At 65.9% G+C, this 13548-nt stretch carries 11 protein-coding genes and 1 pseudogene; 11 read left to right on the top strand and 1 reads right to left on the bottom strand.

Features of this window, described 5'->3' with window-relative positions; all coding sequences use genetic code 11:
• Positions 1-143 precede the first annotated feature (143 nt).
• Positions 144-1046: a TIGR01841 family phasin gene (gene phaP / locus BM193_RS29265; protein ID WP_092795963.1), complete on the bottom strand. Its 903-nt coding sequence runs from the start codon at positions 1044-1046 to the stop codon at positions 144-146.
• A 382-nt stretch (positions 1047-1428) separates the two neighbouring features.
• Between phaP and BM193_RS05345 the strand changes: the two genes are divergently transcribed.
• From BM193_RS05345 to BM193_RS05295, 11 genes and pseudogenes are all read left to right on the top strand, one after another.
• On the top strand, positions 1429-2703 hold the full coding sequence (locus BM193_RS05345; protein ID WP_092795962.1) for an amidohydrolase family protein: 1275 nt from the start codon (positions 1429-1431) through the stop codon (positions 2701-2703).
• An 86-nt stretch (positions 2704-2789) separates the two neighbouring features.
• A complete protein-coding gene (locus tag BM193_RS05340) occupies positions 2790-3308 on the top strand; it encodes a GNAT family N-acetyltransferase (protein ID WP_092795960.1) in 519 nt (172 codons plus the stop codon).
• Positions 3305-3835 carry a GNAT family N-acetyltransferase gene (locus BM193_RS05335; protein ID WP_254785844.1) on the top strand — a complete coding sequence of 177 codons (531 nt, stop codon included), beginning with the start codon at positions 3305-3307 and terminating at the stop codon, positions 3833-3835. The genes BM193_RS05340 and BM193_RS05335 overlap by 4 nt, the downstream gene beginning before the upstream one ends.
• A 172-nt stretch (positions 3836-4007) precedes the next feature.
• Positions 4008-5243: an ABC transporter substrate-binding protein gene (locus BM193_RS05330; RefSeq protein WP_254785843.1), complete on the top strand. Its 1236-nt coding sequence runs from the start codon at positions 4008-4010 to the stop codon at positions 5241-5243.
• Positions 5244-5357: 114 nt separating this feature from the next.
• A complete protein-coding gene (locus tag BM193_RS05325; RefSeq protein WP_217638412.1) occupies positions 5358-6254 on the top strand; it encodes a carbohydrate ABC transporter permease in 897 nt (298 codons plus the stop codon).
• The gene (locus tag BM193_RS05320; RefSeq protein WP_092795957.1) at positions 6242-7069 is read left to right on the top strand and encodes a carbohydrate ABC transporter permease; all 828 of its coding nucleotides are present in this window, start codon (positions 6242-6244) and stop codon (positions 7067-7069) included. Before BM193_RS05325 ends, BM193_RS05320 begins: the two co-directional genes overlap by 13 nt.
• Before the next feature lie 12 nt (positions 7070-7081).
• Positions 7082-8122 (top strand): NAD(P)-dependent alcohol dehydrogenase, encoded by a 1041-nt coding sequence (locus BM193_RS05315; RefSeq protein ID WP_092795955.1) that lies wholly within the window; start codon positions 7082-7084, stop codon positions 8120-8122.
• 2 nt (positions 8123-8124) lie between these two features.
• Positions 8125-9225 (top strand): annotated as a pseudogene (locus BM193_RS05310) (ABC transporter ATP-binding protein); the annotation flags it as partial.
• A gap of 63 nt (positions 9226-9288) precedes the next feature.
• A complete protein-coding gene (locus tag BM193_RS05305; RefSeq protein ID WP_092832233.1) occupies positions 9289-10167 on the top strand; it encodes an AraC family transcriptional regulator in 879 nt (292 codons plus the stop codon).
• A gap of 34 nt (positions 10168-10201) precedes the next feature.
• The gene (gene xylB / locus BM193_RS05300) at positions 10202-11677 is read left to right on the top strand and encodes a xylulokinase (RefSeq protein ID WP_092795951.1); all 1476 of its coding nucleotides are present in this window, start codon (positions 10202-10204) and stop codon (positions 11675-11677) included.
• Positions 11678-11903: 226 nt separating this feature from the next.
• Positions 11904-13541 carry a methyl-accepting chemotaxis protein gene (locus BM193_RS05295; RefSeq protein ID WP_092795949.1) on the top strand — a complete coding sequence of 546 codons (1638 nt, stop codon included), beginning with the start codon at positions 11904-11906 and terminating at the stop codon, positions 13539-13541.
• Positions 13542-13548: the final 7 nt, after the last annotated feature.

Below are 13548 nucleotides of genomic sequence, written 5' to 3'. Positions count from 1 at the left end.
GTTGGGGTGTCGCGGGGCGGAAGGAGGGGCACGCGGACAGAAAGTACGCGTAGGATACAACAAGGCGGAAAACCGCGCTGTGGACGGGCACGCAAAAAACGGGCCGTAGCCCGTTGTTTTGCCGCTTGCTGCGCTGTGCCGGCTTATTTGCGGCTGCTGCCTTTGCCACCGCCCAGCATGTCGAGCTGTTTCGATGGCGTGCCCTTGGGCGCGGGCTTGGCTGCCGGCTTGGCGGCCGGCGCGGCGGCGTGCTTCACGGCAGCCTTGGCCACGGTCTGGCCGGCGGCGCTGGCCGGCTTGGCGACCTGTTTGCTGGCCGGGAACGGCTTGGCGGCGGGCTTGGCCGCTACTGGCGCTGGCGCAGGGGCAGCGGCCTTCGCCGGTGCCGGGGCGGGCTTGGCTGCTTCCGCTTTCGGCGCTGGCTTGCTCTCCACCGCCTTGGTGGCCGGCTTGCTTTCCGCCGCTTTCACGGCCGGTTTGTCGGCCACCTTGGCCGCTGGTGCCGGCTTGGCGGCTGGCGCAGGGGCAAGGGCCACCTTGGCCACCGGCTTGGGCGTTTCCGCGGCCGTGGTGACAGCGGGGGCCGAGGCGGCGATCGGCAGGGTGGCGGCCAGTGGCAGCGGCGCCGCCGGCACTGGCGCCAGCCGGGCGACCGGGGCGGCCGCCGACGGCGCAGGCGCGCGCGAAGCGGCGGGCGCGTCGGCAGGCGAGGCTGCATCGAGGCGGGCCTTGGCCGAGGCCAGCAATTCGGCCTGGGTGCCCGAGGCGATGCCGAACAACTGGCGGCTGTAGGCCAGCACGCTCTCGATGTTCGGCTGCGCCTGGCTGGTGCTGTAGCTGAAGAAGTCGCGCGGGTCCTGCGTGACCAGCAGGTGCTGCGCCGTTTCCGCCGTCTGCGAAATGGCGGCCTTGCCGGCGTTCAGGTTCAGGGCGATGATTTTCTCGGCGCTTTCAAAGACTTTGCTGGTCAGGAGGCTGAAGATTTGCAGCTGGTTTTCCAGTTGCGACTTGGCGGCGCTGGAAATGTGTTCTGGAAGCGGAAACATATTTACTCCTTTGTACGGATTAAAATGCTGGCAAAACGCTGTGCAAAATCCCGAAAACCAGAGTTGGCCGCGTTTTGTAAAGTGGGTAGCGTGCTAAATAGCTGATCACGGACTTTTTATGATGCAACGCAATATGAATATTCTAGCGGTGATTCGAGTTAGTTGAAAGTTATTTTCTTCAGGTGGCGCGACGGGTGCTTGCCGCATTCATGCGCCTGGCAGCATTTGCGGAAAGTTTGCGCACGCGCAAAGCGTTGCCAAGGAATCTATGGCTACGCTTTTGCCAGTGGCTGGTTTCTTGCACTGCAACATCCGTGGGAAATATATAAAATAACAATTAACTGAAACGCCAGACACAGTCGCCAACCGAAGGAGTGTCCGCATGGACCTAGTCATCCGCAATGCCAGCCTGCCCGACGGGCGCCGCGCCATCGATATCGCCATCGCGGGCGGCCGCATCGCCGCCGTGGGCCCCGCCTTGCCCGTGACGGGCGCGCAGGAAATCGACGCGGCCGGCGACCTGGTCACGCCGCCGTTCGTCGACGCCCACTTCCACATGGACGCCACGCTCAGCTACGGCCTGCCGCGCGTCAACGCCTCGGGCACCCTGCTCGAAGGCATCGCGCTGTGGGGCGAGCTGAAACCGCAGCTGACGCAGGACGCGCTGATCGAACGCGCCTTGCAGTATTGCGACTGGGCCGTGGCGCGCGGCTTGCTGGCCATCCGCTCGCACGTAGATATCTGCGACCCGCGCCTGCTGGCCGTCGAAGCGCTGCTCGACGTGAAGCGCCAGGTGGCGCCGTACCTCGACCTGCAGCTGGTGGCCTTCCCGCAGGACGGCATCCTGCGCAGTCCCGGCGCCTTCGATAATTTAAAACGCGCGATCGCCATGGGCGTCGACGTGGTGGGCGGCATCCCGCATTTCGAGCGCACCATGTCTGACGGCGCCGAATCCGTGCGCCTGCTGTGCGAATTCGCCTGCGAGCGGGGCTTGATGGTGGACATGCATTGCGACGAATCGGACGACCCGCTGTCGCGCCACATCGAAACCCTGGCCTTCCACAGCCAGCGCCTTGGCATGCAGGGCAGGGTGACGGGATCGCACCTGACGTCCATGCATTCGATGGACAATTATTATGTGAGCAAGCTGCTGCCGCTGATCCGCGAGGCGGGCGTGGCGGCCATTGCCAATCCGCTCATCAACATCACCCTGCAGGGCCGGCACGACACGTATCCGAAGCGCCGCGGCATGACGCGCGTGCCCGAGATGCTGGCCGCCGGCATTCCCGTCGCCTTTGGCCACGACTGCGTGATGGACCCATGGTACAGCCTGGGCTCGGGCGACATGCTGGAAGTGGCGCATATGGGACTGCACGTGGCGCAGATGACGGGCCAGCAAGCCATGCACGACTGCTTCCTGGCCGTGACGCAGACGCCGGCGGCCATCCTGGGCCTGGACGGCTATGGCATCGCGCCCGGCTGCCATGCGGACTTGCTGATCCTCGATTGCGGCAGTACCGTGGAAGCGCTGCGCCTGCGCGCGGCGCGGCGCCTGGTGCTGCGGCGCGGGAAAATCGTCAGCGAGGCGCCGCGCGCGCAATCGCGCCTGCACTTGCCCGGACGCCCCGGCAGCGTGGACTTCCGCCTCGGGCGTTGAGGTCCGGACGCAGGCGCGCGTGTGCGGCTGGACGGCCCTGCCCAAATCACTGACAATCAGCCTAACTTGTTTGCCGGAGCTTCACCTTGAAAGAAATTGACATCCGTCCCGCCCTGGAATCCGACTTCGACGCCATGTGGCCGATTTTCCAGACCCTGGTCGCCGGCGGCGACACGTATCCCTTCCCCGCCGATACCACGCGCGAAGAATGCCACGCCTACTGGTTCGGTCCCGGCGTGCAAAGCTACGTCGCCATGATGGGCACGGAGCGCCTGCTGGGCATGTACAAGCTGGTGGCGAACCAGCCGGGCCATGGATCGCACGTGGCCAATGCCTCGTTCATGGTCGACCCGGCCGCGCAGGGCGTGGGCGTGGGCCGCATGCTGGGCGTGCACTGCATGGAGGAAGCGCGCCGCGCGGGCTACCTGGCGATGCAGTTCAACTTCGTCGTCAGCACCAACCTGGCTGCCGTCACCCTGTGGAAGAAGCTGGGTTTTACCGTCATCGGCACGCTGCCGCTGGCTTACCGACACGCGCAACTGGGCTATGTCGACGCCTATGTCATGTACCAGCTGCTGACCGATCCGATGCAGTGGCCCGCATGAGCGCCGCCATCACCATCTGCGAGACGCCGCGCCTGCGCCTGCGCACCGTGACGCCGGACGATGCGGCCTTCTACCTGGAACTGGTGAACGACCCGTCGTGGATCGCCAACATCGGGCAGCGCAATCTGCATACCGTGGAAGCGGCGCGCGCGGCGCTGGAAGCGGGGCCCATGGCGCAGTTCCGCACCCATGGCTACTCCCTGTACATCATCGAACGCCGCAGCGATGGCACGCCCGTCGGCATGGCCGGCCTGGTGCGCCGCGACAGCCTGCCCGGCCCCGATATCGGCTATGCCGTGCGGCCCGCCCACTGGGGCCAGGGCTATGCCTGGGAGGCGGCGGCCGCCATCGTGCGGCACGCGCAGCACGTGCTGCGCCTGCCCACCCTGTACGGCATCACCTCGCAGCAGAACCAGGCGTCGATCAACCTGCTCAACAAGCTGGGGCTGCGCTACGAGCGTTTCTCGCGCCTGCCGCCCGACGGCAAGGAGACGAATATCTACCGCAGGGATTTTCGCCTGGATTGACGCGGCAAATGCGTACCAGCGAAGTGAAAAAAAGTATTTAGAAAGCCGCGCCTTTTGTAGTGGTGGCGCGCCGTCTTTGTTTTTATAGTTGGCATACCGGTGGAAAACCGCCGGACTATAAAAATGGAGACGTGTTATGAAAATCATGACTGCTGTTGCATGGGGCGCCCTCATGTCCGCCGGTTTGGCCGACGCCGCGGCGCAAAGCTGCTCGGTTCCCGTAATCAAGGTGCTGGCGCAAAAAAGCCTGGGCCTGACGGTGATGGAAAAGACCCTCGCCGAGTATGAAAAGAAAAGCGGCACCAAGGTGCAGATCAGCTATTTCGGCGAGAACGATCGCCGCTCGAAAGCCCGCCTCGATGCCTCCACCAAGGCCGGCTCCTACCAGGTCTATTACATCGACGAAGCCAACGTGGCCGAATTTGCCACGGCCGGCTGGGTCGTCCCGCTGCTCAAATACCTGCCCAAGGAAGCCGACTACGACGACTTCCTGCCGGGCCGTCGCGCCGTCGCCTCGTACAAGGGCGTGGCGTATTTCGCGCCCCTGATCGGCGGCAGCGATTTCCTGTTCTACCGCCGCGACCTGCTGGAAAAAGCCGGCATCGCCGTGCCGAAGACGCTCGACGAACTGGTCGCCGCCGTCAAGAAACTCAATAGCCCGCCGAATGTGTACGGCTGGGCGGCGCGGGGCCAGCGCGGCTCGGGCATGAATGTATGGCGCTGGTCGCCGTTCATGCTGGCCGCCGGCGGCAAGTGGGAAAAGGACGGCGTGCCCACCTTCAATTCGCCGCAGGCCGTCAAGGCCACCACCCTGTACCGCGACCTGTTCAAGTATTCGCCGCCGGGCGGCGCCACCTACGACTGGAGCAATGCGCTCGAAGCCTTCAGGTCGGGCAAGGTGGCCTTCATGATCGAGTCCACGCCGTTCGCCGACTGGATGGAAGACCCGAAGAAATCCTCGGTGGTCGACAAGGTCGGCTATGCGCGTCCGCCGGCGCCGCTGGCGTCGGCCGCCTACGGCCATGGCCTGGCCATCTCCGCCACGGGCGCCAGGGATGAATGCACGCGCCAGGCTGCCGGCAAGTTCATCGCCTTTGCCACGGGCAAGGAGCAGGAACAGGCGCGCCTGAAGGACAACGTCTTCAGCGACTACAACCGCACCAGCACCGTCAACAGCGACTACTTCCGCAAGCACGTCAAGCCGCAGATCCAGGCGGGCCTGACGGACACCACGCCCGTCTCGCGCGTCACCATCTGGCCCAGCCCCGAGTGGCCGGACATCGGCGACAACCTGGGCGTGGTGCTGGAAGAGGTGTTTACGGGCACGCGCGGCGATGTGCAGAGCGCGCTCGATGAAGCCAACGAGTACGCCACGGAAGTGATGCAGCGGGCCAGCAAGCGTAAATAAGCCCATATCGCCAACGACTCCACCAGCTAAAACCAGGGGTCAGACCCGACGGGTCTGACCCCAGCTCTTGCTTTTGGGGTAACGCCAGCGCTTGTCCGTTCTCGTTTGAAAGCCATGACCATGCCGCATACCATCCGCAAGAAACGCCACACCTGGCTGCCGGCCGTCTTTCTGACGCTGCCGCTGCTGGTCCTGCTGATCCTGGGCCTGGTGCCCAGCATCGCCGCCATCAACCTGGCCCTGCAAAACCGCGTGCTGCGCTACAGCGACAGCGAGTATGTGGGCCTGGCCAATTTTATCCGCCTGTTCGGCGACCGCCGCTTCCTCAATGCCGTGCAGGTGTCGGCCATCTGGGAGGTGGTCACCGTGGCCGGCTCGCTGCTCGTCGGCGTGCTGCTGGCCGTGTTCCTGTTCGAGAAGGTCAAGGGCCGCACGCGCGATGTCATCGCGCTGCTCCTGATCGTGCCCGTGCTGCTGCCGCGCGTCTCGGCCGCCTTCATCTGGAAGTTCATGTATTCGCCGCTGATGGGCATTTTGAACTGGCTGCTCGAATGCGTGGGCCTGGGCGGCACGGCGCTGCTGTCGGACCCCGCCACGGCCCTGTACGCGGTGGCGCTGGTCGACATCTGGCAGTGGGGCCTGTTCTTCGGCGCCGTCATCCTGAAGCTGCTGGAAACCCTGCCCGCCGAACCGCTGGAAGCGGCGCGCCTCGATTACGCCAGCACGCTGCAGGTGTATGCCTACATTGCGCTGCCGATGCTGAAGGTGCCCATCATGAGCCTCGTGTTCATCAAGATGGTCGAGTCGCTGCGTTCGTTCGACCTGATCTACGTGATGACCAAGGGCGGCCCCGGCATCTCCACCGAAACGCTGGACATGTACGCGTATGCGCAAGGCATCGGCCTGATGGGCAAGGTCTCGTACGCATCGAGCATGGCCGTGCTGATGATGCTGGCCACCACCGTCATCTTCACTCTTCTCTGGAAACGGGTCGCCAAATGGGAAAACTGACGCTCTCTCGCGGTTTTGGTGCCGTCGCCACCACCGCCATCACCACCGTGATTATCCTGGTGGCGCTGTTTCCCATCCTGTGGGCCGTGCTCAATTCCTTCAAGGAGCTGATGGACATCGTCACGCCCGTGCCGCGCTTTTTCTTCAGCCCGACCCTGGCCAACTACCAGCAGGTGCTGGCCAGCCCCGAGGTACTCACGGGACTGGGCAACAGCGTGGCCATCGTCGGCGTGGCCGTGTTGCTGGGCGCCGTGCTGGGCGTGCCGGCCGCGTATGCGATCGCCCGCTATCCGATCCCGGCCAAGAAGGATATCCAGTTCTTCCTGCTCTCGCTGCGCTTCCTGCCGCCCGTGGCCGTCGCCATTCCGCTGATCTCGATCTGGATCGACCTGGGCCTGTACGACTCGCGCCTGTCGATGGTGGTGACGTATTTGCTGGTCACTTTGTCGACCATCATCTGGCTGTCGATTCCCGCCTTTGCCCGCATCCCGAAAGAGATCGAGGAAGCGGCCGCGCTGGACGGCTACGGCCCGTACCAGGTGTTCTGGCACGTGGCCCTGCCGGTGGCGTCGAAGACCCTGATGGGCGGCATCGTCTTCAGCTTCGTGCTGGTCTGGAATGAACTGATGATCGCGCTGGCGCTCACCTCGTCGAAAAGCATGACCCTGCCCGTGGTGGCGTCGGCGTTTACCTCGATGGGCCAGGAAGTGCCGTGGGGCGTGGTGAACGCTTCCACCGTGCTGCTGGCGCTGCCGCCGCTGCTGTTCGTCGGCATCCTGGGACGGCTGCTCAACTCCATGCTCAAACACAAATAAAAGGAATTCATCATGCAAGCACTCGTTTTGGAACAGGCGGAAAAAATCACCTTGCGCGACATCGACGTGCCGCTCGTCGTCGGCCCGCGCGACGTGAAGATCAAGATTCATACTGTCGGCATCTGCGGCAGCGACGTGCATTACTTCAAACATGGCAAGATCGGCCCCTTTGCCGTCGAAGCGCCGATGGTGCTCGGTCACGAGGCCTCCGGCGTGGTGGCGGAAGTGGGGAATGAGGTGACGCATTTGCAAGTGGGCGACCGGGTCTGCATGGAGCCGGGCGTGCCGCAGTTCGACTCGCCGGCCACCATGCGCGGCCTGTACAACCTCGACCCGGCCGTGCGCTTCTGGGCCACGCCGCCGATCCACGGCTGCCTTACGCCGTATGTCGTGCATCCGGCCGCGTTTACCTTCAAGCTGCCCGATAACGTCAGCTTCGGCGAAGGCGCCATCGTCGAACCGCTGGCCATCGGCCTGCAGGCGGCCAAGAAGGCGGCCATCAAGCCCGGCGACGTGGCGGTGGTGATCGGCGCCGGCACCATCGGCGCGATGACCGCCCTGGCGGCGCTGGCGGGCGGCTGCTCGCACGTGATCCTGGCCGACCTGGTGCCGGAAAAACTGGCCCTCTTCGCCGGCAATCCCGCCGTCACCACGGTCGACGTGCGCCAGGCCAGCCTGGCCGACACGGTGCGCGAGGCCACCGATGGCTGGGGCGCCGACATCGTTTTTGAAGCCAGCGGCAGCATGCGCGCCTATGACAACATCGTCGACTTGCTGTGCCCGAATGGCTGCCTGGTGCTGGTCGGCATGCCGCCCGGGCACGTCCCCTTCGATATCGTCGCCATCCAGGCCAAGGAGGTGCGCATCGAGTCCGTGTTCCGCTACGCGAACATCTTCCCCCGCGCGATCGCCTTGCTCGCCTCCGGCAAGATCGATGTGCAGCCCTTCATTTCGCGCACCTTCGGCTTTGCCGATGGCGTGCAGGCGTTCGAGGAAGCGGCCAAGGGCCATCCGCACGACGTCAAGATCCAGATCGCACTGACAGGAGACTAATCATGGCAAACATCGCCTGCAGGCAGCTGCACAAGACCTATGACCAGAAGACGGCCGTGCTGCAGCCGTTCGACCTGGAGATCGATGACGGCGAATTCATCGTCCTGCTGGGGCCATCGGGCTGCGGCAAATCGACCCTGCTGCGCATGATCGCGGGACTGGAAGACATCAGCGGCGGCGAGCTGCATATCGGCGGCGCCATCGTCAACGACCTGCCGCCGCGCGCGCGCAACGTGGCGATGGTGTTCCAGAACTACGCGCTGTATCCGCACATGACGGTGTACGACAATATCGCCTTCGGCCTGCGCCGCCTGAAGGTGCCGAATGACGAAATCGAGCGCCGCGTGCGCGAGGTGGCGGCCATCCTCAGCCTGGATACCCTGCTGGAGCGCAAGCCGCGCGCCATGTCGGGCGGCCAGCAGCAGCGCACTGCCATCGCCCGCGCCATGATCAAGACGCCGCAGGTGTTCCTGTTCGACGAACCGCTGTCGAACCTGGACGCCAAGCTGCGCGCGCAGCTGCGCGCCGACATCAAGCGCCTGCACCGCCGCCTGCGCACCACCACCCTGTACGTCACGCACGACCAGCTCGAAGCGATGACCCTGGCCGACCGGGTGGTGCTGATGAAGGGCGGGCATATCGAGCAGATCGGCACGCCGGCGCAGCTGTACAACCACCCGCGCACCCTGTTCGCGGCAGGATTCATCGGCACCCCTGCCATGAACTTCATCGACGGCGTCATCGAAAAGGAGGGCGGGCAAACGGTGCTCGCGTGCGCCGGCTACCGCTGGCCCCTGGTCTCGCCCCGCTTTGCGGGCTTGCCGGCAGGCGCGCGCGTGGTCTTCGGCCTGCGCCCCAACCATTTGCGCGCCGCCACGCCGCACGCGCAGCGCGAGCCGCAGGCGGGCAGCCATGGCCTGGCGTGCGTGGTCGACCTGGTCGAGCTGCTGGGCGCGGAGGCGTTGATCAGCTTCCAGTGCGGGGCCTTGAGCCTGTCTGCCCTGCTGCCGGCGAACGCGGCCAACAGCGCGGCGCAGGTGGGGCAGATGCTGGCGCTGGCCTTCGACGAGGAACACATGCACTTGTTCGACGCCGACAGCGGGCTGGCAGTGGCCGCGGCCTGAAGTCGTTAGAATAGGTGATCGAGACCGTGCAAGGGAACTGCCGTGACGCCTGACCTGGAACTGATCCACAAACCGATCCACGAATCGTTTCGCGCGTGGGCGCACGGCTATCCGCACGCGGTGGCGAAATGGCATTTTCATCCCGAGTACGAGCTGCACATCATCACCACGTCGACGGGGAAGTTCTTCGTCGGCGACCATATCGGCAGTTATGCGCCCGGCAACCTGGTGCTGACGGGACCGAACTTGCCGCACAACTGGGTCAGCGAACTGGCCGAAGGGGTGCAGCTGCCCGCGCGCGACCTGGTGCTGCAGTTTTCCAGCGACTTCGTCGAGCGCTGCGCGCTGCTGTTCCCGGAAATGGCGCCGTTGAAAACCCTGCTGGGCGAGGCGGGCAGGGGCTTGCAGTTTCCCGATGACCTGGGCCTGCGCCTGGCGCCGCTGCTGCGCGAGCTGACGACGGCGCAGGGGCCGCGCCGGGTGGAACTGTTTGCGCGCCTGTTCGGCGACCTGTGCGACTGCCGCGAGCGGCGTCCGCTGGCCAGCGTCACCTACCTGGCGCAGGCGGGCCGCTACATGTCCTCGACCATCAACCTGGTGCTGGCCTACATCAAGCAGAACATCACCCTGGATTTTTGCGAGCAGGACGTGGCCGACGTGGCGGAGATGAACACGCTGAAATTCACGCGCTTCTTCCGCAAGCACACGGGCACTTCCTTCATCCATTACGTCAACCAGGAACGCATCGCGCTGGCCTGCGAGCTGCTGATGAACACGGACATGAAGGTCACCGATATCTGCTACCGCCCCGGCTTTAACAATCTGTCCAATTTCAACCGCCAGTTCCTGGCCCACAAGCAGATGTCGCCATCGAAGTTCCGCTCCTGCCTGCAGGCGAACATGCCGGAGTCGTTTTCGTGACGGCCCGTTTTTCACTTTTCTTTATGGAACCATCGTGACATATCTCGGTATCGATATCGGCACCTCCGAAGTCAAGGCCATCCTCACCGATGACGCGCAAGCCATCCTCGCCAGCGCCGGCGTGACCCTGCGCGTGTCGAGCCCCCATCCCGGCTGGTCGGAACAGAATCCCGAAGACTGGTGGCACGCCACGCTGGACGTCATCGCCGCCATCCGCGCCGCCCAGCCGCTGGCGTTTTCCGGCCTGCGCGGCATCGCCCTGTCCGGCCAGATGCATGGCGCCACCCTGCTCGACAAGCAGCAGCATGTGCTGCGCGCGGCGATGTTGTGGAACGACACGCGCGCCTTTGCCGAATGCGTGGAACTGGAAGCCCTGGTGCCCGAGTCGCGCGCCATCACGGGCAACCAGGCCATGCCCGGTTTCACGGCGCCCAAGCTGCTGTGGCTGCAAAAGTACGAGCCGTCGCTGTTCCGCGCCACGGCCAAGGTCCTGCTGCCCAAGGATTACGTGGCCCTGCGCCTGACGGGCGAGTATGTGTCCGACATGTCCGACGCTTCCGGCACGCTGTGGCTGGACGTGGCCAGGCGCGACTGGTCCGAGCGCATGCTGGCGGCCACGGGCCTCGCGCGCGAGCACATGCCGCGCCTGGTCGAAGGCAGCGCCGCCGCCGCGCAGGTGCGAGCGTCCCTGTGCCAGGAATGGGGCATCGCGCATCCGGTGCTGCTGGCCGGTGGCGCGGGCGACAACGCGGCCGCCGCCGTGGGCCTGGGCGTGGTGGAGCCGGGCGCCGGCCTGCTGTCGCTGGGGACGTCCGGCGTGCTGTTCGCCGGCAGCGACGGCTTCGCGCCGAATCCGGGCCAGGGCGTGCACGCGTTCTGCCATTGCCTGCCCGAGCGCTGGCACCAGATGAGCGTGATCCTCAGCGCGGCGTCCAGCCTCAGTTGGGTGGCGCGGCTGACGCAGTCGTCCGACATCGGTGAACTGGTCCGCCTGGCGGAAAACGTCGAGGCGCGCACGGCGCCGATCTTCCTGCCGTACCTGAGCGGCGAGCGCACGCCGCACAACGACGCCACGGCGCGCGGCGTGTTCTTCGGCCTGTCGACGGAACACGGGCGCGCGGAACTGGCCTACAGCGTGATGGAAGGCGTGGCCTTTGCCATGGCCGACGGCAATGCGGCCTTGCGCAGCGCCGGCACGCAGCTGCGCGAAGCGTCGTTCGTCGGCGGCGGCTCGCGCAGCCGCTTCTGGGCCCAGCTGTGCGCGGATGCCTCGGGCTTGCAGGTGCTGCGCCACGACCATGGCGTGGCCGGCGGCACCCTGGGCGCGGCGCGCCTGGCGCAGATGGCGGTGACGGGCTTGCCGCCCGCGCAGGTGTGCACGCGCCCGGCCGTGCTGGAAACGGTGGCGCCGCAGGCGTCCGGCATGCTGGACGAGCGCCTGGCGCGCTACCGGCGTTTGTATCCGCTGTTGCGCGCGGAGTTCGCGGGAGCGGCTGCGGCAGCGCGCTGACGGGGCCGGCAAGATTGCCGGTGCGGCCATGCTGCGCCGATGGGAATATGGCCAACCAGTTAACCTTTCCGTGTAATTTGTTGTTTCTATGTTGAAAGTGTTTCTCTAGCGAAAGCGCCGCTTGGTTTTTCACGGGGCGCGCCGCATGATTTCTGTATTCGGTGAGAATTGGATAGATTGGGCGGCGTCTTTGTTGCCATCCTGTTCTTGCCGCCGGGAGAAATACATGCAACTCGCGAATCTGAAAATCTCCGTCCGCCTGGGTCTGCTGGGCGCCTTCTTCTTTCTTGCGCTGCTGTTCGTCGGCGTGCGCGGCTGGAGCGCCCTCGACGCGGCCAGCGCGCGCGGCAGCGAGGCCATGCAGCGTTCCGTCGCCCTGACGGAAGCGGTCGACGCGGCGCGCAGCGCGCAGGTGGAATTCAAGATCCAGGTGCAGGAGTGGAAAAATATCCTGCTGCGCGGCGGCGATGCGGCCGCCTTCCAGCGCTACCGCGAGGCGTTTGTCGCCAGCGGCGCGCAGACGCGCAAGGAGCTGGCCAGCCTGCAAGTCATGATGGCCGCCTTGCAGCTCGATACGGCGCCCGTGGCGCGAGCCATGCAGACGCACGACGCGCTGGGCGTGAGCTACCTGGCGGCGCTGCAAAAATATGATGGCGCGCGCGCCGACAGCGCGCAAGCCGTCGATGCGCTGGTCAAGGGCATGGACCGCGAACCGACGCGCCAGATCGACGCCATCGTCGCCACCATCGGCAAGCAGTCGCACAGCCTGATGGCGCAGATGAAGGAAGAGGACGCGGCCGCGCACCGCAGTGCCAGCATCGCCATGCTGGCCACCGTGCTGGTGACATTGATCATCGGCAGCGTCACCGTCTGGTGGCTGATCCGCAGCATCACGCGGCCCCTGGGTGCCGCCGTCGGCATCGCCCAGCAAGTGGCGGCGGGCGACTTGCGCGCCGTGGTGGCCGACAGCGGCCGCGATGAAATCGGCGAACTGCTGCGCGCCCTGAAAGCCATGAGCGGCAACCTGGCCGCCATCGTGGGCCGGGTGCGCACCGGCACGGACGCCATCGCCACGGCGTCGGCGGAAATCGCCAGCGGCAACATGGACCTGTCGTCGCGCACGGAGGAGCAGGCCAGTTCGCTGGAAGAGACGGCCGCCTCGATGATCGAGCTGACCTCCACCGTGCGGCAGAATAACGACAACGCGGACCAGGCGCGCCAGCTGGCCGGCGGCGCCGCCGAGGTGGCGCAGCGCGGCGGCGAAGCCGTGGCGCAGGTCGTGCGGACGATGGTGCATATCAATGCCTCGTCGAAACGCATCGTCGACATCATCGCCGTCATCGACGGCATCGCCTTCCAGACGAATATCCTGGCCCTGAACGCGGCCGTGGAAGCGGCGCGCGCGGGCGAACAGGGACGCGGCTTCGCCGTCGTCGCCAGCGAGGTGCGCAACCTGGCGCAGCGCTCGGCCGCGGCGGCCATGGAAATCAAGCAGCTGATCGGCGAATCCGTGCGCACGGTGGAAGAGGGCAGCGTGCTGGCCGGCCAGGCGGGGCGCACGATGGAGGAAGTGGTGGGCAGCGTGCAGCGCGTGAACGCCATCATCGGCGAGATCGCCGTGGCCAGCGTGGAGCAGCGCGACGGCATCGAACAGATCAGCATCGCCATCAGCCAGATGGATGGCGTGACGCAGCAGAACGCGGCCCTGGTGGAACAGGCCGCGGCCGCGGCCGACGCCTTGCAGCAGCAGGCGGCCGGCTTGGCCGATGCCGTCAGCATCTTCAAGCTGCACGCGGCGCCCGCCGGTGCCGCGCTGGCGGGCGCCGCCCATGGTGCTCCTCGCCGGCGCCTTTCGCTGGCCTGACGCCGGC

The organism is Janthinobacterium sp. 344 (genome assembly GCF_900112025.1).
Classification (GTDB): Bacteria; Pseudomonadota; Gammaproteobacteria; order Burkholderiales; family Burkholderiaceae_D; genus Janthinobacterium.
This window is presented reverse-complemented; position numbering and strand designations above follow the sequence as displayed.